30 protein-coding genes are annotated in these 24,633 nt (G+C 61.9%); 19 read left to right on the top strand and 11 right to left on the bottom strand.

The features are described 5' to 3' along the window. Window positions 1–126: 126 nt before the first annotated feature. From AC0L14_RS12190 to AC0L14_RS12180, 3 genes are read left to right on the top strand one after another with little or no spacing between them, the layout of a single operon-like run. Window positions 127–651, top strand: coding sequence for a c-type cytochrome, methanol metabolism-related (locus tag AC0L14_RS12190; protein WP_473485471.1), 525 nt, complete (start codon window positions 127–129; stop codon window positions 649–651). A 1-nt stretch (window position 652) separates the two neighbouring features. After that, window positions 653–1,516 carry a quinoprotein dehydrogenase-associated putative ABC transporter substrate-binding protein gene (locus AC0L14_RS12185; RefSeq protein ID WP_473749613.1) on the top strand — a complete coding sequence of 288 codons (864 nt, stop codon included), beginning with the start codon at window positions 653–655 and terminating at the stop codon, window positions 1,514–1,516. A 10-nt stretch (window positions 1,517–1,526) separates the two neighbouring features. Next, entirely contained in the window at window positions 1,527–2,084 is a 558-nt protein-coding gene (locus tag AC0L14_RS12180) for a PQQ-dependent catabolism-associated CXXCW motif protein (protein WP_473749612.1), read from the top strand. 57 nt (window positions 2,085–2,141) lie between these two features. Here the strand turns inward: AC0L14_RS12180 and AC0L14_RS12175 are convergent, their stop codons facing one another. Beyond that, a complete protein-coding gene (locus tag AC0L14_RS12175) occupies window positions 2,142–2,279 on the bottom strand; it encodes a hypothetical protein (protein WP_165848570.1) in 138 nt (45 codons plus the stop codon). Between the two features lie 201 nt (window positions 2,280–2,480). Between AC0L14_RS12175 and pqqB the strand changes: the two genes are divergently transcribed. Genes pqqB through pqqE form a run of 4 tightly spaced genes read left to right on the top strand, consistent with a single transcriptional unit; the run spans window position 2,481 to window position 5,585 of the window. Continuing rightward, on the top strand, window positions 2,481–3,419 hold the full coding sequence (gene pqqB / locus AC0L14_RS12170; RefSeq protein ID WP_473749723.1) for a pyrroloquinoline quinone biosynthesis protein PqqB: 939 nt from the start codon (window positions 2,481–2,483) through the stop codon (window positions 3,417–3,419). After that, entirely contained in the window at window positions 3,416–4,174 is a 759-nt protein-coding gene (pqqC, locus tag AC0L14_RS12165; RefSeq protein WP_473749611.1) for a pyrroloquinoline-quinone synthase PqqC, read from the top strand. Before pqqB ends, pqqC begins: the two co-directional genes overlap by 4 nt. Continuing rightward, window positions 4,171–4,467 carry a pyrroloquinoline quinone biosynthesis peptide chaperone PqqD gene (gene pqqD / locus AC0L14_RS12160; RefSeq protein ID WP_473749610.1) on the top strand — a complete coding sequence of 99 codons (297 nt, stop codon included), beginning with the start codon at window positions 4,171–4,173 and terminating at the stop codon, window positions 4,465–4,467. Before pqqC ends, pqqD begins: the two co-directional genes overlap by 4 nt. Further along, window positions 4,464–5,585, top strand: coding sequence for a pyrroloquinoline quinone biosynthesis protein PqqE (gene pqqE / locus AC0L14_RS12155; protein WP_473749608.1), 1,122 nt, complete (start codon window positions 4,464–4,466; stop codon window positions 5,583–5,585). The genes pqqD and pqqE overlap by 4 nt, the downstream gene beginning before the upstream one ends. A 127-nt stretch (window positions 5,586–5,712) precedes the next feature. Here the strand turns inward: pqqE and folP are convergent, their stop codons facing one another. Next, entirely contained in the window at window positions 5,713–6,546 is an 834-nt protein-coding gene (gene folP, locus AC0L14_RS12150; RefSeq protein WP_473749606.1) for a dihydropteroate synthase, read from the bottom strand. A gap of 105 nt (window positions 6,547–6,651) precedes the next feature. Here folP and AC0L14_RS12145 point away from each other — a divergent pair, with 105 nt between their 5' ends. Both AC0L14_RS12145 and AC0L14_RS12140 read left to right on the top strand, forming a co-directional pair. Then, window positions 6,652–7,122 carry an SRPBCC family protein gene (locus tag AC0L14_RS12145; protein ID WP_473749605.1) on the top strand — a complete coding sequence of 157 codons (471 nt, stop codon included), beginning with the start codon at window positions 6,652–6,654 and terminating at the stop codon, window positions 7,120–7,122. Between the two features lie 23 nt (window positions 7,123–7,145). Continuing rightward, window positions 7,146–7,562: a GFA family protein gene (locus AC0L14_RS12140; protein WP_473749604.1), complete on the top strand. Its 417-nt coding sequence runs from the start codon at window positions 7,146–7,148 to the stop codon at window positions 7,560–7,562. Window positions 7,563–7,786: 224 nt separating this feature from the next. On the opposite strand, the gene AC0L14_RS12135 is transcribed toward AC0L14_RS12140, so the two are convergent. After that, the gene (locus AC0L14_RS12135; protein ID WP_473749603.1) at window positions 7,787–8,506 is read right to left on the bottom strand and encodes a DUF899 domain-containing protein; all 720 of its coding nucleotides are present in this window, start codon (window positions 8,504–8,506) and stop codon (window positions 7,787–7,789) included. 227 nt (window positions 8,507–8,733) lie between these two features. Between AC0L14_RS12135 and AC0L14_RS12130 the strand changes: the two genes are divergently transcribed. Next, entirely contained in the window at window positions 8,734–9,318 is a 585-nt protein-coding gene (locus AC0L14_RS12130) for a GNAT family N-acetyltransferase (RefSeq protein ID WP_473749601.1), read from the top strand. A 193-nt stretch (window positions 9,319–9,511) separates the two neighbouring features. Continuing rightward, entirely contained in the window at window positions 9,512–10,075 is a 564-nt protein-coding gene (locus AC0L14_RS12125) for a hypothetical protein (RefSeq protein WP_473749599.1), read from the top strand. Window positions 10,076–10,284: 209 nt separating this feature from the next. Here AC0L14_RS12125 and AC0L14_RS12120 read toward each other — a convergent pair whose 3' ends face one another. Further along, the gene (locus AC0L14_RS12120) at window positions 10,285–11,319 is read right to left on the bottom strand and encodes an S-adenosylmethionine:tRNA ribosyltransferase-isomerase (RefSeq protein WP_473749598.1); all 1,035 of its coding nucleotides are present in this window, start codon (window positions 11,317–11,319) and stop codon (window positions 10,285–10,287) included. Next, entirely contained in the window at window positions 11,316–12,038 is a 723-nt protein-coding gene (locus AC0L14_RS12115) for an SDR family NAD(P)-dependent oxidoreductase (RefSeq protein WP_473749597.1), read from the bottom strand. The genes AC0L14_RS12120 and AC0L14_RS12115 overlap by 4 nt, the downstream gene beginning before the upstream one ends. An 85-nt stretch (window positions 12,039–12,123) precedes the next feature. Between AC0L14_RS12115 and soxR the strand changes: the two genes are divergently transcribed. Then, complete coding sequence (gene soxR / locus AC0L14_RS12110) at window positions 12,124–12,558, top strand: redox-sensitive transcriptional activator SoxR (protein WP_473749596.1); 435 nt, start codon at window positions 12,124–12,126, stop codon at window positions 12,556–12,558. A 378-nt stretch (window positions 12,559–12,936) separates the two neighbouring features. Here the strand turns inward: soxR and AC0L14_RS12105 are convergent, their stop codons facing one another. From AC0L14_RS12105 to AC0L14_RS12080, 6 genes are all read right to left on the bottom strand, one after another. Further along, a complete protein-coding gene (locus AC0L14_RS12105) occupies window positions 12,937–13,773 on the bottom strand; it encodes a 3-oxoadipate:acetyl-CoA acetyltransferase (RefSeq protein ID WP_473749595.1) in 837 nt (278 codons plus the stop codon). Between the two features lie 9 nt (window positions 13,774–13,782). Beyond that, on the bottom strand, window positions 13,783–14,217 hold the full coding sequence (locus AC0L14_RS12100; RefSeq protein WP_473485449.1) for a type II 3-dehydroquinate dehydratase: 435 nt from the start codon (window positions 14,215–14,217) through the stop codon (window positions 13,783–13,785). After that, on the bottom strand, window positions 14,214–15,524 hold the full coding sequence (locus AC0L14_RS12095) for a TRAP transporter large permease (RefSeq protein WP_473485448.1): 1,311 nt from the start codon (window positions 15,522–15,524) through the stop codon (window positions 14,214–14,216). Before AC0L14_RS12095 ends, AC0L14_RS12100 begins: the two co-directional genes overlap by 4 nt. Continuing rightward, window positions 15,521–16,039 carry a TRAP transporter small permease gene (locus AC0L14_RS12090; RefSeq protein ID WP_473485447.1) on the bottom strand — a complete coding sequence of 173 codons (519 nt, stop codon included), beginning with the start codon at window positions 16,037–16,039 and terminating at the stop codon, window positions 15,521–15,523. The genes AC0L14_RS12095 and AC0L14_RS12090 overlap by 4 nt, the downstream gene beginning before the upstream one ends. Window positions 16,040–16,119: 80 nt before the next feature. Continuing rightward, a complete protein-coding gene (gene dctP / locus AC0L14_RS12085) occupies window positions 16,120–17,106 on the bottom strand; it encodes a TRAP transporter substrate-binding protein DctP (RefSeq protein WP_473485446.1) in 987 nt (328 codons plus the stop codon). 48 nt (window positions 17,107–17,154) lie between these two features. Next, the gene (locus AC0L14_RS12080; RefSeq protein WP_473485445.1) at window positions 17,155–18,063 is read right to left on the bottom strand and encodes a shikimate dehydrogenase; all 909 of its coding nucleotides are present in this window, start codon (window positions 18,061–18,063) and stop codon (window positions 17,155–17,157) included. 176 nt (window positions 18,064–18,239) lie between these two features. Between AC0L14_RS12080 and AC0L14_RS12075 the strand changes: the two genes are divergently transcribed. The 7 genes from AC0L14_RS12075 to AC0L14_RS12045 all read left to right on the top strand — a co-directional run bounded on the left by AC0L14_RS12075 (window position 18,240) and on the right by AC0L14_RS12045 (window position 24,535). Further along, the gene (locus AC0L14_RS12075) at window positions 18,240–18,926 is read left to right on the top strand and encodes a TetR/AcrR family transcriptional regulator (RefSeq protein ID WP_473637885.1); all 687 of its coding nucleotides are present in this window, start codon (window positions 18,240–18,242) and stop codon (window positions 18,924–18,926) included. A gap of 85 nt (window positions 18,927–19,011) precedes the next feature. After that, window positions 19,012–20,904, top strand: coding sequence for a bifunctional sugar phosphate isomerase/epimerase/4-hydroxyphenylpyruvate dioxygenase family protein (locus tag AC0L14_RS12070; RefSeq protein WP_473749594.1), 1,893 nt, complete (start codon window positions 19,012–19,014; stop codon window positions 20,902–20,904). Between the two features lie 5 nt (window positions 20,905–20,909). Continuing rightward, window positions 20,910–21,710: a 3-oxoadipate enol-lactonase gene (gene pcaD / locus AC0L14_RS12065; protein ID WP_473749722.1), complete on the top strand. Its 801-nt coding sequence runs from the start codon at window positions 20,910–20,912 to the stop codon at window positions 21,708–21,710. After that, complete coding sequence (gene pcaC, locus AC0L14_RS12060) at window positions 21,707–22,111, top strand: 4-carboxymuconolactone decarboxylase (protein WP_473749593.1); 405 nt, start codon at window positions 21,707–21,709, stop codon at window positions 22,109–22,111. The genes pcaD and pcaC overlap by 4 nt, the downstream gene beginning before the upstream one ends. Beyond that, window positions 22,108–22,866, top strand: coding sequence for a protocatechuate 3,4-dioxygenase subunit beta (pcaH, locus tag AC0L14_RS12055; RefSeq protein ID WP_473749592.1), 759 nt, complete (start codon window positions 22,108–22,110; stop codon window positions 22,864–22,866). The genes pcaC and pcaH overlap by 4 nt, the downstream gene beginning before the upstream one ends. Further along, window positions 22,866–23,480: a protocatechuate 3,4-dioxygenase subunit alpha gene (gene pcaG, locus AC0L14_RS12050; RefSeq protein ID WP_473749590.1), complete on the top strand. Its 615-nt coding sequence runs from the start codon at window positions 22,866–22,868 to the stop codon at window positions 23,478–23,480. Before pcaH ends, pcaG begins: the two co-directional genes overlap by 1 nt. Next, window positions 23,477–24,535 carry a 3-carboxy-cis,cis-muconate cycloisomerase gene (locus AC0L14_RS12045; RefSeq protein WP_473749589.1) on the top strand — a complete coding sequence of 353 codons (1,059 nt, stop codon included), beginning with the start codon at window positions 23,477–23,479 and terminating at the stop codon, window positions 24,533–24,535. Before pcaG ends, AC0L14_RS12045 begins: the two co-directional genes overlap by 4 nt. The last annotated feature ends 98 nt before the right edge of the window (window positions 24,536–24,633 follow it).

Here is a 24,633-nt window from a genome sequence, read left to right as displayed (position 1 = left end):
AAGCGAGAGCCCGGATCACCGGGAAGCCAGGACCGGGCTCTCGATTTCGCCGCGCACCCAAAACATCGATCAATGCCGCTTCACGACTGCAAACCCGTGTCCGTGGCAAATGAAGGAAGAGTCTGAATGTCCGTTCGCATTGTAATTGCCGCTCTCGCTCTGGCTCTGCTGCCTCTGGCAAGCTCAAGTCTCGCGCAGGCCTCGGACAGCGCGGAAAAAGCCAAGGCGGTGACGGAAGAGGACGGCAAGCATTTGGATGCGGAGGGTAATCCGACCTACAAGATCGAAAAAGGGACCGTCGATTGGTATACGTTCAGCGGTTACCGCCGGTACCACTCCGATTGCCATGTCTGTCACGGACCGGACGGCACAGGTTCGAGCTATGCGCCGGCCTTGGTCAACAGCCTGAAAACCATGGATTACGCCACGTTCCTCTCGATCGTCGCCGAAGGCCGCAAGAATGTCGGCGGCGGCAAGGAGAATGTCATGCCCGCTTTTGGCGACAACAAGAACGTCTATTGCTACATGGATGATCTCTACGTCTATCTGCGTGCCCGCGCCGACGGTGCGGCGCCCCGCGGCAGGCCGCCGAAGAAATCAAACAAGCCACAGGCAGCGAAGGATGCCGAAGCATCCTGTATGGGTGGATGATATGTTTGGCCGTGATGCGTTGAAGCTGCGTTTTGTCCTGCCGATGCTCGGCGCACTCGCCTTGCTGCCTTCGAACGTTCAGGCGCAGGACGCCGGCCTTGGTGCCGCGGGAGAACTGGTCGACCCCGACATTCTGCGCGTCTGCGCCGATCCTTCGAACATGCCCTTCACCGACGAGAGCGGCGAAGGCTTCGAAAACAGGCTGGCCGAACTGGTTGCCGCGAAAACCGGCCGGAAGTCCGTCGCCTATACATGGTTTCCTGTTGTCGCTGGCTTCGTGCGCAACACGCTGGCGGCCAACCGATGCGACATCATCATGGGTTACGCTCAGGGCGATAAACTGGTGCAGAACACCAACGCCTACTATCGCTCCTCCTATGTGCTGGTGCACCCGAAGGGCAAAGGCATGGAAGGCGTCGAGACGATCGAGGATCCGAAACTCACCGGCAAGAGGATCGGTGTCGTCGAAAGCACGCCGCCGACTGCCAACATGGCCGCCAACAAGCTCTTGCGAACGGCAAAGATCTATCCGCTGGCGGTGGATACGCGCCTCACCGCTTCCATGGGGGAGGTCATGATCAAGGACATGCTCGCCGGCAAGATCGATGCGGCTGTCATGTGGGGACCGATGGCAGGCTACTATGCCAAGGAACTCGGCGCCGATCTCACGATCGTTCCGCTGGTGAAGGAAAAAACCGGCTCGCGCATGTCCTACCGCATCACCATGGGCGTGCGTCCATCCGACCAGGAATGGAAGCGGACACTCAACCGGGTGATCAGGGAAAACCAGGCGGAGATCAACAGAATCCTGCTGGACTACAATGTGCCGCTGATCGACGAACACGATAATCCGATCACGCAATGACGAAACCGTTATGACGGGAAAGGAGACGATTTTGCTGGTCGCTGCGGGCCTTCTGGGTCTGACCCAACCGATGTGGGCTGGCTATGTCGCCGAGCCCGGCGGCTACCGGATGGACGAATATCGGGCGCCGGTGCCGCAGACGCTGCGGGGCGCAAGCGTGGTGACGACGGCAGAGGCGGAGGCGCTGTGGCGGGAGAAGAAGGCGGTGTTCTTCGACGTCATGCCGAACACGCCGAAGCCGGCCAATTTGCCGGCAGGAACGATTTGGAGAGACACGATCAGAAAGGATATCCCAGGCAGCACCTGGCTCGCCAATGTCGGTTACGGCGCTATCTCCGAGGAGACCGCCAGCTATTTTCGCCAAGGCCTCGCGGCGGAAGCCGGTCCCGACAAATCGCGCGCTATTCTGTTCTATTGCATGACGAATTGCTGGATGTCCTGGAATGCCGCGAAACGGGCCGTCGAATGGGGCTACAGCGCGGTGATCTGGTATCCGCCCGGCGCCGATGGATGGGAGCGTGAAAACCTTCCCCTGGAGGAGAAGAAGCCTTACGTGATCAGCAATTGAAGCATGAGCATTGTTATTTTCGATCGTCTTGTTTTCGAGTTTTCAGAACCTACCGTTTCATTTGTCCATTTTGAGAGCTGATGGACGAGCCATTGCAATGGTGCCCAGCAATGGTTGACTGAGAAAAAGATCGGCCCCTTCGGGCTGGTAGAAGAGGAGAAATGCCATGAAGAAGAGCTGGACGAAACCGACCATGTGCCAGGTTGCTGCGGGCTTCGAAATTTCGCGGTATCTGCCTGCTGAAATTCCTCCCAAGAAGTAGGCCGCAGAGGTGCGTGTCCCTGGCAACGGGGGCACGCACTGCCTTGCCGCGCGAGGTTTTCGGGAAGGCTTTGGGAAGCCATTCGCGGTCCAAAACTTGCTGTTGGTTGAATGAGCCGCAGAGCGGGCATGGCAATGCGCTTGAAAATCATCGGCTCGGCGGCAGGCGGCGGCTTTCCGCAATGGAATTGCAACTATCGCCTGAGCCGCGCGGCTCGCATCGGGATGGCTGGCGTGTATTCGCGAACCCAATCAAGCGTCGCCGCGTCGGTGGATGGGGCCGGCTGGGTGCTCTTCAACGCCTCGCCCGATATTCGCCAGCAGATTGCGCAAACGCCTGAATTGCAGCCCGCGCGTGATGCGCCGCTGCGTTCGACGCCTATCCGTGCGGTGGTGCTGACCAATGCCGATGTCGATCATGTCGCCGGCCTGCTCAGCCTGCGTGAGCGGCAACCCTTCGCCATCTATGCAACGACACAGGTTCTGGCGACGCTGGAGGCGAATTCGATTTTCAATGTTCTCGATCCGGCGCTCGTGCCGCGGCGCATCTTGCCGCCGGCTGAAGAACTGGCGATCTGCGATGCAGACGGCCACGACACCGGCGTGACTGTCGAGAGCTTTCCCGTGCCCGGCAAGATAGCGCTCTATCTCGAGGAAAGAGGCCAGCCGGATGCCAATTTCAGCTCCGAGTCCGGCGACACGGTCGGCGTCCGTATCACTGGTGCCGGCAGTCGCGGCTCCGTCTTCTACATCCCGGGCTGCGCGCGCATCGATGCGACCCTGCGCACGCGCCTGGCCGATGCCGCCTGCCTTCTGTTCGACGGCACGGTCTATGCCGACGACGAGATGATTGCTGCCGGCGTCGGCCAAAAAACCGGGGCGCGCATGGGGCATCTGGCAATGTCGGGAGACACAGGTTCGATCGCCGGCCTGGCCGATGTGAGGATCGGCCGCCGTGTCTTCGTCCACATCAACAACACCAACCCTGTTCTGGACGAGAATTCCGCCGAACACGCAGCGGTGAAGGCCGCCGGCTGGGAAGTCGCCCGCGACGGGATGGAGATGGAATTTTGAGTGATTTCCACGACGCGGCCAGGAACGGACTGTCCTCCAGCGAGCTCGAAGCCGTGCTGCGTCAGGTCGGTGCCGAGCGCTATCACAACCGCCATCCTTTCCATCACAGGATGACCAGCGGTGCGCTGTCGCGGACCGAGATGCAGGCCTGGGCGCTGAACCGCTATTGCTACCAGGCTGTCATCCCGCGCAAGGATGCCATGATCCTCGCACATGCCGAGGACCCGGCGTTTCGCGCCGCCTGGCGCAAACGCATCGAGGATCATGACGGCGAGGACGGCTGGAGCGGCGGTATCGCGCGCTGGCTGCATCTGGCGACCTCGCTCGGCCTCGATGCCGATGCGGTGAAGAGCGAAAGGCTGGCGCTGCCGGCGACACGTTTCGCGGTCGGCGCTTACCTCTCCTTTTGCACGAACCGGACGCTGTTCGAGGCGGTCGCGTCGTCGCTGACCGAGATGTTCTCGCCGCTCATCATCGGCGAGCGGGTGCCGGCGATGCTGGCCAGATACGAATATATCACCGAAGATACGCTGGCCTATTTCAGCCGACGGCCAGAGCAGGCCTCGCGCGACGCCGACTTCGCCCTCGCCTACGTGCTCGGCCATGCCGACACGGCGGAACGCCAGCAGCAGGCGATCGATGCGCTGGTGTTCAAATGCGATATACTGTGGGCCATGCTCGACGCGCTTCAACACGCTTATGCCGAGCCGGGAAATATACCGCCTGGCGCCTTCCGTCCGGAGCCAGCCCGATGATGGCGCTGCGCGAAAGAGCCTTGGTGTCGCCGCAGTCGGTGCCATCGCTGCCGAAGCACGTGCGCATACAATACGACCCCGTGCGGCAGGCGTTCGCCGTGCTTTCGCCCGAAAAGGTATTTTGGCCGAACGATATCAGCCTCGATATATTGCGCCGCTGCGATGGACGGTCCACGGTCGGCCACATCGTTGCCGACCTTGCAGCGGATTATGACGCGGAACAGGAGGCCGTGGCGGCCGACGTCGTCGCCTTCCTGCAGGAATGGTCGGACAAGCTGCTGGTAAAACTATGAGCGAGCCCCTTCTCCCTCCGATCGGCATGCTGGCGGAACTGACGCATCGCTGCCCGCTGCAATGCCCTTATTGCTCCAATCCGCTCGAATTGCTGAAGGCCAATCGCGAACTCGATACACAGACCTGGCTTGATCTGTTCTCGCAGGCGGCCGATCTCGGCGTTCTCCAGGTGCATCTGTCGGGCGGTGAACCGACGCTGCGCCGCGACCTCGAGCAATTGATCGCCGGGCTTTCGGCGCGCGGCGTCTACACCAACCTGATCACCGCCGGCGTCGGCATTGCCGAAGGCCGCATCGAGGCGTTTGCCGAAGCCGGGCTCGACCATCTGCAGCTGAGCTTCCAAGGCGCACGGCCGGCGACCACCGACCGCATCGGCAACCACAAAGGCGGCCACGAAAAGAAGCTGGAGACGGCACGCCGCGCCCGCGCGGCCGGCCTGCCGCTCACCATCAACGCGCCGATCCATCGCCACAACATCGAGGAGGTGCCGGAATTCATCGATCTGGCCCTCTCGCTGGGCGCGGAGCGGCTCGAGATCGCCAACGTGCAGTACGCCGGCTGGGCGCTGACCAATCGCGATCAACTGATGCCCGAGCGTGCTGCGGTCGACCGGCAGGCGGAGATCGTCGCGGCGGCGCGCGAACGGCTCACCGGCATCATGAACATCGATTTCGTCCCGCCGGATTATTTCGCTATCTATCCCAAGCCGTGCATGGGCGGCTGGGCGCGCGACGCGTTCATGGTGACGCCGGACGGCACCGTCCTGCCATGCCATGCCGCACAGACCATCCCGTCGCTCAGCTTTGAGCGTTTCGGATCGCGCAGCCTGGCCGAGATCTGGACGGATTCGCCGGCATTCAACGCCTTTCGCGGCTCCGACTGGATGCAGCAGCCCTGTCGCAGTTGCGAACGGCGTGAGATCGACTGGGGCGGCTGCCGCTGCCAGGCGATGGCGATTGCCGGCGATGCCGCCGCCACGGACCCGGCTTGCGCGAAATCGCCGATCCATGCGCGCATGGCCATGCTGATCGATGAAGCCCAGCGTGCTGCGGCAGTTCCCTCGCACGACGAACCATTCGTCTACCGGCGGATCGGCGTCGTCACCGAGCCCGCCTGACGCGCCTTCTAAAGCGCGTCGCACGAATCGCTTGAACGGATTCAAGGATTCATGCGACACGCTTTAAGTTCTTGTTTTTATGCATGTCGTTATCCCAAAACCGCTGCGCACTTTTGGGCGACATGCATTATTCCACCGTCTCGCGCTCGCGCACCGCGTCGGCGAAAGCCAGTGCATCGCGATTGACTGCGACGTTGTGCACGCGGAAGATCGAAGCGCCCTTCAACCGCAGGATGACGCTGGTCGCTGCTGTGCCGACGTCCCGCCCATCGTCAGTTCCGCCGACCAGGTGACGGGCAAGACGCTTGCGTGACGTGCCGACCAGCAATGGAAAACCGAGCGCGTGCAATTCACCGAAGCGAGCCATAAGCTCAAGGTTTTCCTCTCCGTCCTTGGCGAAAGCGAAGCCGGGGTCGAGCACGATCCGATCGTCCGGGATGCCGGCGCTGCGCGCGATCTCCAGCGATCTGTTCAGGAACAGGAACTGGTCGGCGATCACATCCGCCAGTTTTTCGCGGCCGCGCCCAGTGTGCATGATGACGAGGCCGGCGCCGGTTTCCGCCGCAACCTTCGCGATGTCGGGTTCGCGCTGCAGGCCATGCACGTCGTTGACGATATGCGCGCCCGCCGCGACCGCCAGCCGCGCCGTCTCGGCCCTGTAGGTGTCGACCGAAACCAGGCTGCCGCCTTCGGACGACAGCGCCTCGATGACCGGCAGGATGCGCGATTGTTCCTCGCGCGCCGAAACGGCGCCGGCGCCGGGCCGGGTGGATTCGCCGCCGACATCGATGATCGCCGCGCCCTCGCCGATCATTCTCCGCGCCTGCTGCAGCGCCCGCTCCGGCCGGTTGAATTCTCCGCCGTCGGAAAAACTGTCAGGCGTGACGTTCAAAATCCCCATCAGCAACGATTTCGCGCCAAGATCGAGATGCCGTCCATGAGCAAGCTGCCAGCGCCTCATGCGTCAACCTTTTTTCATATCAGATGCAATTCGCGACAAGATTGTCACTCACACGAACCCGGTTTCCCCATCTACCTATGCTCGCGAAACAAAAGGAGCGTAGCAATGACCAAGGAAAGCTTTATCTACACGACCTACATTGTCTCGACACCGGGAAAGGTGTTCGAGGCGATCACCAAACCGGACCTCGCGCGGCGCTACTGGGGCCACGAGAACGTCTCCGACTGGAAGCCCGGTTCGAGCTGGCAGCATATCCGCGCCAATGATGAACGGAGCGTCGAGCTCGTCGGCAAGGTCGTCGAGGTCTCCCTGCCGACCCGTCTTGTCATCACCTGGGCAAACGCTTCGCAGGCGTCCGATCCGGCGAGCTACAGCCGGGTGACCTTCGAGGTCGAGGAATACGAGGCCATGGTCCGGCTGACTGTCACTCATGACGAACTCGAAGCCGGCAGCGGCATGGCGAACGGCATCAAAAAGGGTTGGCCGATCGTCCTCTCCAGCCTGAAATCCTTCCTCGAAACCGGTCAGGCGATCGATGTCTTCGCCAAGCCGCGCGCGTCCGAACGGGCGGCCTGACCCAGGACAAAAGGACCGAGCAGATGACCACTCTCTACACCGGCGGATGCGCGTGCGGCGCGGTCCGCTACGAGGCAAAGGCAGCCCCGATCTTCGAAAACCACTGCCAATGCCGCGATTGCCAGAAAAGAAGCGGCACCGGTCATGGATCCTATCTGACGTTTCCGTCGCGAGCGGACGTGGCCATCACCGGCACGACGACGGACTGGCCTGTCACGGCGGACAACGGAAATGTCAAAATCCATTCCTTCTGCCCGGTCTGCGGAACGCCGGTCTACCTGACATACGCCGCCATGCCGGACGTGATCACGGTCCATGCCGCAAGCCTTGACGATCCAGGCCGGTTCAATCCGACCGTGGTGACCTACGGTACCCGAGCCCTCCCCTGGGACAAGATGGAAACCGGGCTGACCACGTTCGAGAAGATGCCATCAGGCTAACCGGCCCGGCGGCATAGCCGACGCGCTCCCTATCTTCAGGAAGCGGATCACCTGCGCCCACCGCGGGCGTGGGTCGGCTGACGTGGTTTCGCGTGCATTATGGTGACAGTGCACTTTTTGCCGTGCTTGGCTGTCGCTATGTGGGAAATCGGGAAGGCACGGCGCAGAAAGGAAAATAGTGCGCTGCCACCATAATTCGCGGTTGTGCCCAGGACACTCACCGTTCAGCGATTGGCGTACTCGTCATGGCGGCGCCACCACGCCTGGGGGAACTCGAGCCCGTTCTCGTTCCTTCCCCACGGAGCCAGGTCGAGGAAGCGGTAGACCCCCATAAACACCTCGGTGCCACGGGCGTAGGTCGAGTAGGTGTGGTAGACGGCACCGTCCTGGAGCGCGAACACGCTCATTCCCTCCTTCTGCGGCTCGGCCCTGTCGACATGCTGATAGTTGTAGTCGGCGCCGTCTCTCTGCTGATCTTCGGTGAAGGCGGCGCCGAAGTCGTATTTGAAATCGCTCCCGAGCGACGAAACCCACGGGAAGCGCCAGCCCATTTGCTGCTTGTAATACTGGATCTCCTGCAACGGGGCGATCGACTCGCAAACGAGGGTAATGTCGCGGCCGTTCAAGTGGGGGATGACGCAGTCGAAGTGATCGGCGATCAAGGAGCATCCGGTGCATCCTTGGCGCTCATCGGTGAGCCGGTATCCGTAGCCGAACATGAAATGATAGACGAAGAGTTGCGAGCGCCCTTGGAAAAGGTCGGCGAGCGAGGCGCTTCCCTCCTCGGTCTCCAATAGATACTCCTTATCGATCCGAACCCACGGCAGCTCCTGTCGCTGTCGCGCCAGCTCGTCGCTCTGCCGCATGAGCCGTTTCTCCGCCTCGAGCAGTGCGAGCCGCGCTCCGAGCCATTCCTCGCGTGTTCCGGTCTTGTGTTTCGTCATCGCTCCTGTCTCCTTCCTCCGGGTTTCCTTTCCGTTTCTTGAAACAACTTGTTGCGTCAGCAGATAAACTTAACGCCGGAGGCGAAACATGCTAGCCAGATGTGGGCCGGTTTCCGATGGACTGCCTGATCACGGACTGCCTGATCACGGACTCCAGCCCGCTTGTTGCGGCGCCCGTTGAGGGCGCGGGCGCCTCGTCGAACCACCTGCGTCGCTTGGAGGGCAGCATGAAATCGCCGACAGTGAGAGTAATGGCCGCGGCCGATGAAGATCCGGCGATCGGAACAATCGTTCTTGCGTTTGCAGCGGATCCCATGGCGCGATGGACCTGGCCGCATGCACACCAGTACCTTGCGGCCATGCCGCGACTGGTCCGCGCCTTCGGGGCCAAGGCATTCTCAAACGGAAGCGGCTTTTGCACCGATGGCTATGTCGGGACGGCGCTGTGGCTGTCGCCCGGTGTGCATCCCGACGAGGAAGCGCTTGGTGCGCTTGTAGAGAGCACGGTTGCGCCCTCTCTTGCCGCTGAAGTCGCCGCTATATTCGAGCAGATGGCGAAGTACCATCCGGCCGAACCGCATTGGTACTTGCCCGTGATCGGCGTCGACCCGGCGCATCAGGGCGAAGGTCTCGGCGACGCCTTGATGTCGTACGCGCTCGCGCAGTGCGATCGCGATCACGCGCCCGCCTATCTGGAATCCTCCAACCCGCGCAACATTCCGTTCTACCGGCGCCACGGCTTCGACCCGCTCGGCGCGATCCAGGTCGGTTCATCGCCGACGCTCGTCCCGATGCTGCGGCGACCGCGTTGAGCCTGTCATTACCGTGACAGGCACTTTTTGCAATGTTTGCTCGGCCGTCGCTGTGTGTACCGGTGAATCGGGAAAACGCGGCCAGGCGGGGAAAAAGAAATGGTGCACTGTCACCGTAATGCGGTGGAAGCGCGGATGGCGCTGATGATCCCTTACCAGAAAGACGAAAGATGAGTTTTGACGGCATCGTAAGATGAGGAAGCTCTTAGCGCTAGCTCTCCTGATCGTTTTGCCGCCGCTCGCTTTTTACGGCTGGTTCGAAGTGAGCGTCCGCCGGATCGTGACTGAGCAAGGCCTTGACGGGAGCTATCGCAACGCCCTCAAGCATGCTTCGGCGTCTTCCTATCTCTATTCCGGACTGAGGCTTCTCGGGCTTTCGGAGGCAATAGCCGAAGCGATGGTCGTCCGGTGTGGAATGGTCAATGAATTTGCTGAACTCTATGTGAAACGCGGAAAGCCTGACACGACTTTGGAAATCATGAAGGACCTACAGAACAATATGGTCGGTATCGGGGTCGCCAAATGGCTTGAGAACAATTCCGCCGAAACACGTGTCACTCTTTTCGTTGTATTGGGGCAGCAAGGTATCCTTGCCCTGTCCCAAAATACGCTAGGTTTTTCATACTCCAGGGAATCGGCGGCTGACTATCCAGGCGCTAAGAATTGGTTCATGGCGCGGCGGGAGCAGATCGACCGGGATGTGCAATCCGCATTGGACATACTCGCTCGGCGCAAAGCAAACATCATTCGTCGCTGAAACCCAGCAGTCGTCAGGCTGATACGGGTGAAAGTTGCAAGCCGTCGTTGTGTGTCCGAACCTAGCCAGCAGGCAACCGCTCATCTCCAGATCGAAGTGCGCCTCGCCGAATGCAGCGTCCAGGCGTGCCACCGTGGAGGCGATGGGCCCAATCTTCCATGACCGTGATGGACGCATGTGAGGGAGGAGGCGGCCCGGTCCTGTTCGCGCTATAGATGCAGCGGTTGCCGATTGAGCAGCATGGAATCGCCGAATTCATGCGTGCGGTATCGGTGCGCGGCGAAGGCTGCGGAGGCCTTGGCGAGCAGAGCATCGTCGGCAAAGGCACGCAGGAGCTCAAAATGGCTTTCGCCGGGCTGGTGGACGCCTGTGAGAATAGCATCGACCACGTGAAGCCGCGTGTCCCGCGCGATGCGCCCTGTCGCAATGGCATTTCCGGCACGCACATTCCCGGCGGGATTGGCGGCCGCCTCAAGCGCGCGCACTACACTCGTGCCGATCGCGATGATGCGGCCGCCGCGGAGCTTCGCCCGCGCAACCTGCGCCGCGGTGCGCTCAGGGATGCGGTACGGCTCGTCGAAAGGGAGGCGCAGGTCGAGCGCGGGATCGCCGGTGGAGGAAACGCCCGCGGCATGCGTGACTGTTGCGAAGCCGACGCCGCGCCGACGCCAGGCTTGGAGCGTGCGCCAGTCGAGTGCAAAGCCTGCCGATGGCGCCTCGAACGCGACCGGACCGGCGGCAATCTTCGTCCAAACATCCCAAAGGGGCAGCGGTTCGGGAACATGCGCGTATTGGATCGGCCGGCCGTGCCGCGCCAGGCCTGCAAGCACCGGTGTGCGGTTGCCTGGGAAGCGCAGCTCGAGAAGGCGAGGATGGTCGAGAAGGCGCTCTACGACGGCTTCCAGCGGTCCGAGCCGGAGGCGGTCACCTGGTGACAGCGGCGGCGGAGGCAGCCGGTCTTCCGTGCGCGTGCGGTGATCGCCCGCGCCGAAGGCAATAGCCACGAAGCGGGTTGGATCGGGAAGTGACAGCCAACCCGCCAGGCGAATCTCGATCGCCTCGTCGCTGGGGACATGCGTTCCGTGCAAGCTGGCAGGCAAGGTCGCGGCGTCATTGCCGACGACCAGATCGCCGGGATCGAATAGCGTCGCGAGTCCAGCGCGCGGCAGGTCGCGCATCGTGCCGTCTGCCTCGACGACGAACAGCCTGGCGGAGCGCCGATCGGGACGGTCGGCGGCAATCATCCGCGTGTCTCGGCGAGAGCAGTTGCGCGGCCCGGCAACGCGTCCAGCATCTTTTCGATGATCTCGGCGGCAGCCAGTTCGGGGCGCTTCAATGTCGACGGGTCGGCGTCAGGAAGTGCCAGCGCGTGCAGCGGGGTGTCCATATCGCCGGGATCGAGCGCGAGGAGCCGGATGCCGTCGGCTTTCGCCTCCTCGTCCCAGATCGCCGTGAGATGGGCAAGAGCGGCCTTGCTCGCGCCATACGCGCCCCAGCCGGGATAGGCGTTCACCGCCGCGTCGCTGGAGATGTTGATCACCAGCGCGCCACGGCCCTCGCCTGCGGACGCGGCAAGCGCACCGAACAGGGCTTTCGTTAGCCGGAACGCGCCGACGAGATTGACCGCGAGCGCTTTTTCCAGCTCCTCGCACTCGGTATCGGCAAGGAGCGCCAGTGGGACAGGGCCGAGGCTCGACGCATTGTTGATCAGGACGTCGAGCCCGCCGAGGCTGGCGGTGACTTGTAACGCGATCGGGTAGATGTCTTCCTTCTTGCCGACGTCGCCGACAATGCCGTGCGCGCCGGTCTCGTCGGCGATGCGTTCGACGTCCGCGGTGGTGCGGGCGACGAAGGCGACGGACGAACCCTGCTCGGCAAGCTGCCGCACAAGCGCCAGTCCGAGGCCCGACGTGCCGCCCGTGACCGCCACGCGAAGTCCCTGAAGATCGATATTCGTCTGCATTGCCGGTGCTCCTTCAATCTACACGCCTGTTGCTACAAGTTCAAGTTAACTTGAAGTCAAGCGGGAATTGTGCTTTCGTTCATGCATGGATTCCATGCTGACCATCACCGACGTGTCGCGGCGCAGCGGCGTCGCCTCATCGGCATTGCGTTTCTACGAGGAGCGTGGGCTGATCGCTTCCGAGCGGGCCGGCTCGGGGCATAGGCGCTATCCGCGCTCGGTGCTGCGCCGGATCGCCTTCATCGTCTTCGCGCAGCGAATTGGGCTGACGCTTGAGGAGATTGGCACCGAACTCGCCAAGTTGCCAGCCGATCGCGTGCCGTCACGTCGGGATTGGTCGCGTTTGTCGGGCCGGTGGACCAAGCGCATCGACCAGCGGATCGCCGAGTTGCAGCGTCTGAGGTCCGGGCTTACCGAGTGCATCGGTTGCGGCTGCCTGTCGATCGACCGCTGTAGCCTTGCGAACCCTGCCGATATGGCAGGTCGCAAGGGGCCGGGACCGAGGTATTGGCTGGGATAAGTTGGCGGCGTGCCTGTCACCATTGCCAGGCTCGGCACCGCAAGACTTCGCCGAGTGCGAGACGCTGTGGCCCGGTAACGGCTCCCGCGAGCGGCGAACGCACTCGTCGCGGCGAGCACATCTCGGCGCCTGATGATCACGCTCGGGCAGGTTTGTTACTGACGCGCGGGTTCAGAGCCGCTTGTCCGGTGTGATGGGCAGTTCGCGGATGCGTTTGACAGTGCACTTTGTCATGCTCGGTGGCAAAAGCCGACCTTATTGATGTCAGGGTGCGCCAGGATGTCGAGCTCCCTCCTTGTCGCGGATAGCGACGTCTGAAGGATCGACGAGGACGTTGCCAAGGCGCAACAGGTCCGACAGCGCGGCGCAGTTGCGGCCTTACGATCCTGACGCCAGACCAAGCATTTGGCGCGCCTCGTTGACGGTGGCCACACGCCGGCCAAGCCTCTCGACTGAGGCCGCCGCGATTTCGACGAGTTCCGCGTTGCTGCGCGCCAGGCGTTCCCTAGTGATCCTGATATTATCCTCAAGTCCGGTACGCACTGCGTCTGCTCCGCGCGCCAACGCCCATTGCATTACGATCGTCTGGTTGCGGCCTATTCCGGCCGCTGTCCAGGTGGATTGTGGAAACAGGAGTTTCGCTTCCCTGAGGAGCACGTCGAGCAATCTCTCCTCCGCAGGCAGTGCGTTTTGCACGCCCATGACAAACTGGATGTGCGGGCGCTCACCTATAAGTCCCCCGTCGGCCAGCCGCCTGGCAGTGTGAAGGTGCGACAGGTCGAAGATCTCGATCTCCGGCAGCACGCCATTTGCCTTCATCGCGGCTGCGAGATCACCGATCAGGGCGGGATGGTTCTCGTAGACTATGGATGGGAAGTTGACCGAACCGGTCGAGAGCGAGGCCATGTCCGGCTTCAGATAAAGCGCCGAGCCACGCGCGGCAGGATCACGACCGCGCCCGCCGGTCGAGAACTGGACGATCATCCCGGGGCAGTGCCTACGCACCCCCGCCTGAACGGAAGCGAAGCGCGTTGGTTCAGACGATGAACTCTGATCGTCATTGCGCACGTGGATGTGCACCAGCGACGCACCTGCTTCAAAGGCTTCCTGGGTCGACTCGATCTGTTCGGCCACGCTGATTGGCACCGCAGGATTGTCTTCCTTGCGCGGCAGCGAGCCGGTGATCGCAACGGCGATGATACAGGGTTCAGGCATGGCGATACACTATCGGTCGACCTGGTCCATGAGCCAGCGGATCGCGAGCGGATACCCCTCGGCGCCGAGCCCCGCGATCACGCCGGTGGCGACCTTCGATACCAGCGACCGATGATAGATCTCCTCGCGGCGATGGATGTTCGAGATATGCAGTTCGACGATCGGGCCTGGAAACATTTTGAGCGCATCGAGCACCGGGATCGAAATGAAGCTCAAACCCGCGGGATTGATCAGAATGCCCGCGCCGTCGTCGATCGCCTCATGCACCCAGTTGACGATTTCGCCCTCAATGTTCGACTGGTGAAAACGGATCGGATGGTCGCCGGCGGCGTCACGGCACATCCCCTCGATTTCTGCGAGTGTCGTCCTCCCATAGATCTCCGGCTCGCGCATGCCGAGCCGGTTGAGATTTGGGCCGTTGAGCACGAAGATTGGCTTGGTCATGGTCCTATTCCTTGATAGCCCAGCAGGCGCGGCAGCCACAGCACCAGCGATGGGAAGAAGGTGATCAGCATCAGGGCGGCAATCATGGCGTAGAGAAACGGCATTACGTCGTGCACCAGGTCGCGCAGCGATACCTCTGCGATACGAGTCATGATGAACAGCAGCAACCCGTAGGGCGGGGTGACGAGCCCGAGCATGATGTTGACGACGACCATTACGCCGAAATGCACCATGTCGACGCCGAGCGCCTTCGCCGTCGGAATCAACACCGGCACGATCACCAGCAGGATAGTCGTCCCCTCCAGCACGCAGCCCAGGATCAGCAGCAGGATGTTGACGAGGATCAGGAAACCCATCGGCGAAAGATCCCAGGACTGCAGGATCACCGACAGGGACTGCGGAATGTTCTCAACCGTGACGACGTAGTTGAACACCAGGGCGCCGGCGATGAGCATGCCGATCGAGGCGGTGGTGCGGGCGCTGTTGAGAAGCGCATGGTAGAGCTGACCCGGCGTCACGCTGCGATAGATCGCGACCGAGATGAGCAGCGCGTAGCCGGCGGCGACCGCCGCCGCCTCGGTCGGGGTCATCACGCCGCCCCTTATGCCGACCAGCAGAACGACCGGCAGCATCAGCGCCGGAAATGCGCGCAAGGTGATCCCCGGAAGTTCCCTGAGCGGCACCGGCTTCTCGACCGGAAAGTTTTTCCGGCGCGCGTCGATGGCGACGATGATCATCTGCGTCAGGGCGAGAAGAAGGCCCGGCACGATACCAGCAATGAACAGGTAGCCGATGGATGCATCCGAGATTAGCGCGTAGATGACCAGCGGAATTGACGGAGGAATGATCGGGCCGATGACGGAGGTGACGGCTGTCAGCGCAGCGGCATAGCTCGCCGGGTACTTGCCATCCTTAGTCATGAGTTGCTGCATCATCTTGCCGGTGCCCGCGGCGTCGGCGATGGCCGAGCCGGACATGCCGGCGAAGATGATCGACTGCAGCACGTTGACTTGCGCCAGGCCGCCGCGAAAACGGCCGACGACGGCGTTGCAGAATTGCAGCAGCCGGTCGGTCATTGTTCCGGCGTTCATCAACTCCGCGGCGAGAATGAACATCGGTACGGCAAGCAGAATGTAGCTTGTGTAGAGCCCGTTGAGGAGCTGCTCGGCGGAGGTGCCCATGTCGAGCCCTGCAAGCCAGAGATAGAGGATCGACCCGGCGATCATCGAGTGACCGATCGGCAGGCCAAGCAAGGCCAGCGCTGTGATCGCAACGACTGACAGCGAAAAGGGACTCGCGAGATTCATACGCCGGAGCTCGCTTTCGTGGGGTCAAATTCCGCCGGTGCTTCGCCGCGGAGAGCACGCCACGCCAGCCATAGGTAGCGGGCGATCACGGCGACCACGAAGACGAGATAGATCGAGAACAGCCAGTCGAAGCGTATCTTGAGGTAGGCGGTGCTCTCGACCTTCATGAAGGTCACGTAGTCGAAGACGGCCGGAAAGGACCAGCCATAGAGCGCGACGAGAGCGATTGCGAAGGCAAGCGTCATGACCCGCCTTATGTCCGGACCGACTGTGGCGTAGAGGAGATCAAAACGGATTTCCTCTTCTTCACGAACGACGAACGCTGCGCCGAACAGCACAACCCAGATCCAGAGCACGACGGTGAGCTCGTTGCTCCAGCCCGTCGGCCAGTTGAGAAGATAGCGAAAAACAACCTGCAGCAGAAACGCGGCGAACATGGCGCCGATTGCGATGGCGATGGCGTTCTCGGCGCGCCGGTAGAGCCAGCCGCCGACCTTTCTCAATCCCGGGTTCATGATGCCTCCCTGGCAGGCGTCTGGCTAAACGAGTTTGGGCCAGCCGGTCACAAGCGGACCGGCTGGCGAGTTTTGTCGCGTCAAAGCGCGTTGATCTTGTCGACCATCCCGGCCGGCCATTCCTTGGCCAGGTCGGAGGCAAGATATTGCTCCTGCACATGCTTGCGAAATGCTGCGACATCGGGCTCGTAAATCTTCAAACCCTTGCCCTTGAATGTTTCAACAAGTTCCTTCTCGCGCGTCAGGTGTTTCTCTGTCGAGAAGTCGATCGCCTTGTCCGCCGCGGCCTGGACTTTTGCCTGCTTCTCGGCCCCCATCTCATCCCACACCTTTTTCGAGATGCTGAGAAGGTCGAATCCGACAAGGTGCGAGGTAAGTACGATCTGCGACATGACCTCGTAGAATTTCATGTTCTCCACGTTGGGCAGAGGGTTGTCCTGCCCGTCGATCGCGCCTGTCTGCAGGCCGGTATAGACCTCGGCGTATGCCATTGGCGTAGGGTTCGCGCCGAGCGCCTGGCCGAGGAATTGCCAGGCGTCGCCACCCGGCATGCGCAGCTTGATGCCGGCCATGTCGGCGGGAGTCTTGATTTCCTTGTCTGGCTTCAGGCCGACCTGGCGCAGGCCGAAATAGGTGGGACCAAGCACCCTCACGCCGAGCTGGTCCTCGGTCATCTTCTTCAGCTCCGCACCGGCATCGCTGGCAAAGAAGGCCTTCACGTGCGCGGCGTCACGGAACAGGTAACCGGCGGTGACGATAGACCACTCCGGAATCTGCTTGGAGATGTCCTGCGGGGCAACGTTGCCCATCTCAAGATTGCCGCGCTGGATGGCGACAAGTTCGGTGCCCTGCTTGAACAGGTTGCCGCCGTAATAACCCTCGAAGGCAAAGTCGTCCTTGATGGCGTCGGCGAACATTTTCATCATCTCGGCCCGGATGTCCTGTTCCGAGAACACGGCCGAGAAACGCAGCTTCGGTTTGTCCTGCGCGAAGGCGGGAACGGCGGTCCCGGCGGCGAGTGCGCCGACGGCGACCATAAACAGGCGTCGGTTCATTTCAGCTTTCATGTCGATTTCCTCCCTATGGTCTTCATATGGTTATAGGCGTCATTGCCTTCATGCGGCGGCCTCGAAATGATCTGCCATGGCGCGGCGGTCGGCCTTGCGCCCGGTGAAGAGTTCGAACGCGCGGACGGCCTGATAGATCGCCATGCCGATGCCCGGCAGCGTTCTGCAGCCGATCGTACGGGCCGCGACCAACAACTCTGTTTCGGTCGGAAAGTAGATTATGTCGGCGACCCATTTTTCGGCTGTCAGAAGAGCCGTGTCGAACGGCGTTCCGGGGTATTTCGCCATGCCCACCGGGGTCGTGTTGACGATGCCGTTTGCCATGCACACGGCTGCGGCCGGGTCCGGCCACGTCTCGACGCGACCGCCGAACAAGGCGCCCATGCGCGACGCAAGATCCGAGGCGCGACTGGGTTGGCTGTCGAGGACGAACAGCCGGCCAACGCCCATTTCCATCAGCGCGTTTGCGACTGCGGCGCCCGCTCCGCCGGCGCCAAACATCGCGACACTGCCCATCGATGCGCCTGTCATCGCTTCGCGAAAACTCTCCGCGAAACCCCAGCTGTCGGTGTTGTGGCCTTCCTTGCGTCCGCCAGCGAAGACGACCGTATTCACCGCGCCTATTGCGCGCGCTGCGGGCGACAGCGCATCCAGGACGGGCATAACAGCCTGTTTAAACGGATGAGTGACATTGAGGCCGTGAAAGCCTGCAATTTCCGCCGCCGCGATCAAGTCGCCGATCGCCGCGTCGGGAAATCCGAGCCGGTCGAAATCGAGCAAAAGGTACGAATAGCCGATGCCGAGGCGCCGGGCTTCACGCTCGTGCATGCCGGGAGTGCGCGAGGACTGAATACCGCGTCCGACAAGGCCAATCACGACCTTTTCGCTGTCGCCGCTGGCGGCGCCCTTATGCTCGTCCGCAAGACGGCAAAGGAGATCGACAAGGCTGTCGTCCATCTCCGAAATTCCTCCCTGTGGCGGGCCGCCTCCCAGCCCAAATGCGGCAATTCCTGGATCGCCCTTGTGTTCACGCCAAACGCGCCGGTAAATGAGTCCGTCGCGATTTGCGAATGATGTACTAACTGGTTAGTTTAGTCAAATGCCGGCTGCGCCGGGGCGGGAACTCAAACTGCATGGCCGTTATCAAGAAAGAACGAAAGCCGAAGCCGGACGCGAGCACGACGCGTGTCCAGGACCCTGAGGGCACGCGCCGCAACATCCTGGAGATCGCCTCCAAGGAGTTTGCCCTGAACGGCTTGTCGGGCGCACGCATAGACGAGATTGCAGCGCGCACGCGCTTCAGCAAGCGCATGATCTACTACTACTTCGGCGACAAGGAAGGCCTCTACCTGCGCGCGCTCGAGAACGCCTATCGCCAGGTGCGCGAGGGCGAGGCTCAACTTGATACCGAAGGTCTGCCCCCCGTGGCGGCTCTGGCACGCCTAGTGGAGTTCACGTTCGACCACCATCACCGACACGAGGAATTCATCCGCATGGTGATGATCGAGAACATCCATCACGGCCAGTACCTCGAACAATCGGATGCGATCCGCGAACTGAACGTGACTGCGATCGACCATATCTCTCGCATCTATTCACGCGGTGTCGAAGAGGGGGTCTTCCGGCCGGGACTCGACGCGGTCGAACTCCATTGGCAGGTAAGCGCGCTGTGCTTCTTCAACGTTTCCAATCGCACCACCTTTTCGATGATCTTCGGACGCGACTTCGGCGCGCCGGCACAACTCGAGCGGCTCAAACGCAACAGCGTGGAGATGCTGTTGCGTTTTGTCGCGAAGGACGAAGCTCCCGCAGAACGCTGAGCGCGCCGAAACTTGCGGTGCTGCCAGCGTTGCCCTAATTATGTACGAACTGGTTCGTTCACAACAAACCAGGGAGGAGGCGCGTTTGAAGACTTCGATCGCGACGGTGTCGATCGCCGGTGATCTGGCGGAGAAATTCGCGGCAATTTCCGCCGCTGGCTTCGACGGTGTCGAAATCTTCGAGAACGATTTCCTCGCCTTTGACGGCTCACCGCGCGACGTCGGCCGAATGGCTGGTGACGCAGGTCTGACCATAACGCTCTTCCAGCCGTTCAGGGATTTTGAGGGTTTGCCGGAGCCCCAGCGCAACCGCGCCTTTGATCGTGCCGAGCGCAAGTTCGACGTCATGCAGGAACTCGGCACCGACCTGATGCTGGTATGCTCGTCGGTGTCGCCGGTCTCGCTTGGCGGGATCGACCGGGCGGCCATGGATTTTCACGAGCTTGGCGAGCGCGCCGCCAAGCGCGGTCTGCGCGTCGGCTACGAGGCATTGGCCTGGGGGCGTCACGTCAACGATCATCGCGATGCGTGGGAAATCGTGCGCAGGACTGACCATCCGAACGTCGGGCTGGTTCTCGATTCCTTCCACACGCTGGCCCGCAGGATTGAACTCGGCTCCATCCGTTCGATACCCGCTGACAAGATCTTCATCGTCCAACTCGCCGACGCGCCGCTAATCGAAATGGACTTGCTCTATTGGAGCCGGCACTTCCGCAACATGCCAGGCGAAGGCGATCTGCCGGTGCGACAGTTCATGCAGGCGGTCGCGGCAACCGGCTATGACGGCTATCTGTCGCTCGAGATTTTCAACGACCAGTTCCGTGGCGGGTCGGCAAAGGCGATCTCCGTCGACGGGCGGCGTTCGCTCGTATGGTTGATGGATCAGGTGCGGCGTGAAGAACCGGCACTTGACATGGCTATCCCGCCCATGCCCGACCGCATCGGCGTTGGAGGGGTCGAGTTCATCGAGTTCGCGGCCGATCGCCAGGACGCTGGACAGCTTGGATCGCTGTTGCGCATGCTCGGCTTTGTCGAGGCCGGTCGGCACGTCTCGAAGGACGTCACGCTCTACCGCCAGGGTGAGATCAATATTGTCATCAACACCGAGCGGCAGGGCTTTGCCCATTCTTCCTTTGTTGTCCATGGCACGTCGGCATACGCGATGGGCCTGAAGGTCGAGGACGCCGCCGCCACGGTCGCGCGCGCCGAGGCGCTGGGCGCGGAGATCTTTCACCAGCGGGTCGGGCCTGGCGAGTTGTCGATCCCGGCGATCCGCGGCGTCGGCGGCGGACTGATCTACTTCCTCGATGCCAAGACCGACCTGGCAAAGGTCTGGGATATAGAGTTCACGCCGGTCATGCCGGCAAGTTCCGGCAATGGCGTCGGCCTCACCCGCATCGATCATATCGGGCAGACCATGGCACAGGAGGAGATGCCGAGCTGGCTGCTGTTCTATGTCTCGATCTTCAGGACGACCAAGACCCCCATGGTCGACATCGTCGATCCGGCCGGCCTCGTGCGTAGCCAGGTGATCGAAGGTCTGGACAAGCGCTTCCGCCTCACGCTGAACGGCGCCGAGAGTCACCGCACCCTGGCGGGCCATTTCATCGCAGAAACCTTTGGTTCCGGCGTCCAGCATCTGGCACTCGCAACGGATGACATCTTTGCGACGGCGGCGAAGCTGCAGGCCAACGGCTTCGAACCACTTCAGATATCGATGAACTACTACGACGACGTAGAAGCGCGCTTCGGTTTGGATCCGGAGGTCGCCGATCGGTTACGCTCAGCCAACATCCTTTATGACCGCGACGACAACGGCGAATTTTTCCAGCTCTATGCGCCGACATTCGGAGAGGGGTTCATTATCGAGTTCGTTGAACGGCGCGGCGCTTATGCAGGATATGGTGCGCCGAACGCACCATTCCGCATTGCCGCGCAAAAACGGCTGATGCGGCCCAAAGGAATGCCAAAGGTATGACGGGTATGAACTTTGCTCGCATTAATGGCGCGACGATCCACTACCGGCATCGTCCCACAGCGGGCAGGCCGACGGTCGTCTTCGCGAACTCGCTCGGCACGGATATGCGCATCTGGAACGAGGTCGAGCGAAGGCTCGCCGACGACTGTACGTTCGTTGCGTTTGACAAGCGCGGACACGGCCTGAGCGAACTGGGTGGCGCGCCGCAAACAATCGAGACCCATGCGACGGACCTTGCAGGGCTGCTCGACCATCTTGGCGTAAAGCGCGCGGTGATCTGCGGGCTTTCGATCGGCGGCGTCATTGCGCAATGCCTTTACAAGACGCGGTCGGATTTGATCGAGGGATTGATCCTTTGCGATACGGCAGCGAAAATCGGTACGGCCGAGATGTGGAACGGGCGCATCAACGCGGCCCTGTCGGAGGGCATCGCGAGCTTTGCCGACGACGTGATGCGAAAATGGTTCACACCGGATTTCCATAAGAATCGCGGCGAGGAACTGGCAGGATATAAAACGATGCTGACGCGCCAGGATCCGGCCGGCTACGCTGCTGCCTGCGCGGCTATCCGCGACGCCGATTTCACCGCGACGACCGCCGCGATTAACGTGCCGACACTCTGCATTGTCGGTGATCAAGACGGATCGACGCCGCCTGAACTGGTGGAATCGCTGGCCCGCTCAATCCCCGCCGCACGGTTCGAGGTCATCGCCGGTGCGGGCCACATCCCATGCGTCGAGCAGCCGGAAAGGCTCGCCGGGCTGATCCGTGGCTTCCTGAACGACATGCGAAGAGAGCGCAAATGAACAAGCCACAAGACGGCGACCGATACGTCGAAGGCATGGCGACGCGCCGTTCGGTGCTGGGTGACGCCCATGTCGACCGCGCAGAGGCGGCCAAGACCGAATTCGACATTCCTTTCCAGGAACTGATGACGGAGGCGGCATGGAGTCACGTCTGGTCGCGGCCTAACATCACCAAGCGCGAGCGCTCTATGATCACCATCGCGCTGCTCGCCGCGCTGAAGCAGGACGAAGAGGTTGCGATGCATATCCGCGCCAGCGTCAATACCGGGGCGACGCGCGACGACATACGCGAGGCGCTGCTGCATGTGGCAATCTATGCCGGGGTACCGGCGGCAAATCATGCGATGAAGATCGCCAGGAAGACGTTCGACGAAATGGACGCTCAAGCCGGCAAATCATGACCAACTCGCGCTTTCCCGCCAATCGCACGCCGGAAATCGGCGCCTTCTTTCAGCGCGACCGCAACTGGCATCCGCCGGCTTTCACGCCGGCCTACAAGACTTCCGTGCTGCGCTCGCCGCAACGGCCGCTTCTTTCCCTCGACAACACCCTGTCGGAGCTTACGGGGCCGGTCTTCGGCCACAATATTCTCGGTGAACTGGACAATGACCTCATACACAATTTTGCCGGGCCGGGCGAAAGCGCGATCGGGCCGCGCATCCTCGTCTATGGCCACCTGCTCGACGAGCGCGGCATCGGCGTCGCCGGTGCATTGCTGGAGGTATGGCAGGCCAACGCCGGCGGACGCTATCGACACAAGAAGGAGACTTATCTCGCGCCACTCGATCCGAACTTCGGCGGCTGCGGCCGCACCATCACCGGCGAGGATGGCTCCTATTGTTTCCGCACGATCCAGCCGGGGCCATATCCCTGGCCCAACGGACCCAACGACTGGCGTCCAGCTCACATCCATTTCTCGATCTTCGGGCACGGCTTCGCGCAGCGCTTGATCACCCAGATGTATTTCGAGGGCGACCCGATGATCTGGAGGTGCCCGATCGTGCGGACCATCAACGACCGCCGCGCCATTGAAGGCCTCACCGCCGCGCTCGACATGGAGGCAACGATACCGATGGATGCGCGGGCATACAAATTCGACATTGTACTGCGCGGCCGCCGCTCGACGCTGTTCGAAAACCGCATCGAGGGCAACTGATGGTCCAGGCTCTCGGCCGGCTGAAGGAAAGCGCCTCGCAGACCGCGGGACCCTACGTCCATATAGGGCTGACGCCCAACTTTGCCGGTATCTTGGGCGTCTATGAACGCGACCTTGGCACCGCGATGGTCAACGACAAGACCAGGGGCGAACGCATCAGGGTCAACATCCGGGTGATCGACGGCGCGGGCTCGCCGCTGAAGGACGCGCTTGTGGAGATCTGGCAGGCGGACGCCGCCGGCATCTACAATTCGCCCTCGGATCTGCGCGGCTCCGCCGACCCGAATTTTACCGGCTGGGGCCGGCTGCCCACCGACATGACGACGGGCGAATGCATGTTCGAAACCATCAAACCCGGTCGCGTGCCCTTTTCTGACGGCCGCAAGATGGCGCCGCATTTGACGGTCTGGATCGTCGCGCGTGGGATCAACATTGGCCTTCACACCCGCATGTATTTCAGCGACGAGGAAACCGCCAACGCCGAGGATCCCGTCCTGATGCGCATTGAGCAAAGAGAGCGCGTGTCAACGCTGGTCGCGCCGCGCGATGGCGACATCTATAAGTTCGACATTCATCTCCAGGGCATCAACGAGACGGTCTTCTTCGACATATGATCGCAGCATTCGACAATCCCCTCCTGTCCGGGCTTCTCGGCGATGAGAAGATGGCGACGCTGCTCGGCGTCGAGGCCGAACTTGCGACGATGCTGCAATTCGAGAAAGCGCTCGCCGACGCAGAAGGTGCACTCGGCATCGTCCCGGCGGCTGCAGCAAGCGCAATCGGCCGCGTCCTCGACAATTTCCGGCCGGAAATCCAGGCCCTGAGGGACGGAACGGCGCGCGACGGCGTCATGGTGCCGGAGCTCGTGCGGCAGATCAGGCATGCTGTGGGAGAGCCGCATTCGGAGCATGTGCATTTCGGTGCGACTAGCCAGGACGTGATCGACACGGCCATGATCCTGAGAATTCGCGCCTGTATCGACTTGTTGGAAGCACGGCTTTCGGCTCTGGTGGTCGCCTTCGCCGATCTCGGCCATCGGTTTGGCGATCGCCCGCTGATGGCCCGAACCCGAATGCAGGCAGCGATTCCGATTTCCGTAGCCGACCGCGTCACAAGCTGGCGCGAACCGCTGGTGCGCCACCACGAGCGGCTTCAATCGGTGCGAGGATCGGTTCTCGTCATCCAGTTCGGCGGCGCCGTCGGGACACTCGAGAAGTTCGCAGCCAAGGGCGCCGCCATCCGTGCCGCGCTGGCCCGGCGGCTAAGCCTTGGCGACGCGCCGCAATGGCACAGCCAGCGCGACCGCATCGCTGAGCTGGCCAACTGGCTGTCGCTTGTGACGGGCGGCCTCGGCAAGTTCGGGCAGGACATTGCGCTGATGGCGCAGGCAGGCGGCGAGCTGCAACGGGCGGGCGGCGGTTCATCGTCCGCCATGGCGCACAAGCGCAATCCCATCGACGCCGAGATGCTGGTGACGCTTGCCCGCTACAACGCAGTCCAATTGTCGGGAATGCATCATGCGCTGATCCATGAGCAAGAGCGCTCTGGTGCAGCCTGGACGCTGGAATGGTTGATCTTGCCGCAGATGCTCATGGCGGCTGGAGCATCGACCTGTGTCGCGGACAGGCTGGTCCGAACCATAGCGGCAATCGGAGGCAAGGTTGACTGATCCCACTAATGCATGTCGCGCAAAAGTGTGCAGCGGTTTTGCGACAACGACATGCATAAAAACAACAACCTAAAGCAAAGCGCGTCGCATGAGGCCGG

This window comes from Mesorhizobium sp. WSM4841, assembly GCF_055811515.1.
The sequence above is the reverse complement of the archived record's forward strand: the minus strand, read 5'-3'. Positions and strand labels throughout refer to the sequence as shown.

Excerpts from the sequence above, each read along its gene's own strand:
- AC0L14_RS12190 (WP_473485471.1), top strand. The coding sequence starts at position 127 with ATGTCCGTTCGCATTGTAATTGCCGCTCTCGCTCTGGCTCTGCTGCCT.
- AC0L14_RS12185 (WP_473749613.1), top strand. The coding sequence starts at position 653 with ATGTTTGGCCGTGATGCGTTGAAGCTGCGTTTTGTCCTGCCGATGCTC.
- AC0L14_RS12180 (WP_473749612.1), top strand. The coding sequence starts at position 1,527 with ATGACGGGAAAGGAGACGATTTTGCTGGTCGCTGCGGGCCTTCTGGGT.
- AC0L14_RS12175 (WP_165848570.1), bottom strand. The coding sequence starts at position 2,279 with ATGGTCGGTTTCGTCCAGCTCTTCTTCATGGCATTTCTCCTCTTCTAC.
- pqqB (WP_473749723.1), top strand. The coding sequence starts at position 2,481 with ATGCGCTTGAAAATCATCGGCTCGGCGGCAGGCGGCGGCTTTCCGCAA.
- pqqD (WP_473749610.1), top strand. The coding sequence starts at position 4,171 with ATGATGGCGCTGCGCGAAAGAGCCTTGGTGTCGCCGCAGTCGGTGCCA.
- pqqE (WP_473749608.1), top strand. The coding sequence starts at position 4,464 with ATGAGCGAGCCCCTTCTCCCTCCGATCGGCATGCTGGCGGAACTGACG.
- folP (WP_473749606.1), bottom strand. The coding sequence starts at position 6,546 with ATGAGGCGCTGGCAGCTTGCTCATGGACGGCATCTCGATCTTGGCGCG.
- AC0L14_RS12145 (WP_473749605.1), top strand. The coding sequence starts at position 6,652 with ATGACCAAGGAAAGCTTTATCTACACGACCTACATTGTCTCGACACCG.
- AC0L14_RS12140 (WP_473749604.1), top strand. The coding sequence starts at position 7,146 with ATGACCACTCTCTACACCGGCGGATGCGCGTGCGGCGCGGTCCGCTAC.
- AC0L14_RS12135 (WP_473749603.1), bottom strand. The coding sequence starts at position 8,506 with ATGACGAAACACAAGACCGGAACACGCGAGGAATGGCTCGGAGCGCGG.
- AC0L14_RS12130 (WP_473749601.1), top strand. The coding sequence starts at position 8,734 with ATGAAATCGCCGACAGTGAGAGTAATGGCCGCGGCCGATGAAGATCCG.
- AC0L14_RS12125 (WP_473749599.1), top strand. The coding sequence starts at position 9,512 with ATGAGGAAGCTCTTAGCGCTAGCTCTCCTGATCGTTTTGCCGCCGCTC.
- AC0L14_RS12120 (WP_473749598.1), bottom strand. The coding sequence starts at position 11,319 with ATGATTGCCGCCGACCGTCCCGATCGGCGCTCCGCCAGGCTGTTCGTC.
- AC0L14_RS12115 (WP_473749597.1), bottom strand. The coding sequence starts at position 12,038 with ATGCAGACGAATATCGATCTTCAGGGACTTCGCGTGGCGGTCACGGGC.
- soxR (WP_473749596.1), top strand. The coding sequence starts at position 12,124 with ATGGATTCCATGCTGACCATCACCGACGTGTCGCGGCGCAGCGGCGTC.
- AC0L14_RS12105 (WP_473749595.1), bottom strand. The coding sequence starts at position 13,773 with ATGCCTGAACCCTGTATCATCGCCGTTGCGATCACCGGCTCGCTGCCG.
- AC0L14_RS12100 (WP_473485449.1), bottom strand. The coding sequence starts at position 14,217 with ATGACCAAGCCAATCTTCGTGCTCAACGGCCCAAATCTCAACCGGCTC.
- AC0L14_RS12095 (WP_473485448.1), bottom strand. The coding sequence starts at position 15,524 with ATGAATCTCGCGAGTCCCTTTTCGCTGTCAGTCGTTGCGATCACAGCG.
- AC0L14_RS12090 (WP_473485447.1), bottom strand. The coding sequence starts at position 16,039 with ATGAACCCGGGATTGAGAAAGGTCGGCGGCTGGCTCTACCGGCGCGCC.
- dctP (WP_473485446.1), bottom strand. The coding sequence starts at position 17,106 with ATGAAAGCTGAAATGAACCGACGCCTGTTTATGGTCGCCGTCGGCGCA.
- AC0L14_RS12080 (WP_473485445.1), bottom strand. The coding sequence starts at position 18,063 with ATGGACGACAGCCTTGTCGATCTCCTTTGCCGTCTTGCGGACGAGCAT.
- AC0L14_RS12075 (WP_473637885.1), top strand. The coding sequence starts at position 18,240 with ATGGCCGTTATCAAGAAAGAACGAAAGCCGAAGCCGGACGCGAGCACG.
- pcaD (WP_473749722.1), top strand. The coding sequence starts at position 20,910 with ATGAACTTTGCTCGCATTAATGGCGCGACGATCCACTACCGGCATCGT.
- pcaC (WP_473749593.1), top strand. The coding sequence starts at position 21,707 with ATGAACAAGCCACAAGACGGCGACCGATACGTCGAAGGCATGGCGACG.
- pcaH (WP_473749592.1), top strand. The coding sequence starts at position 22,108 with ATGACCAACTCGCGCTTTCCCGCCAATCGCACGCCGGAAATCGGCGCC.
- pcaG (WP_473749590.1), top strand. The coding sequence starts at position 22,866 with ATGGTCCAGGCTCTCGGCCGGCTGAAGGAAAGCGCCTCGCAGACCGCG.
- AC0L14_RS12045 (WP_473749589.1), top strand. The coding sequence starts at position 23,477 with ATGATCGCAGCATTCGACAATCCCCTCCTGTCCGGGCTTCTCGGCGAT.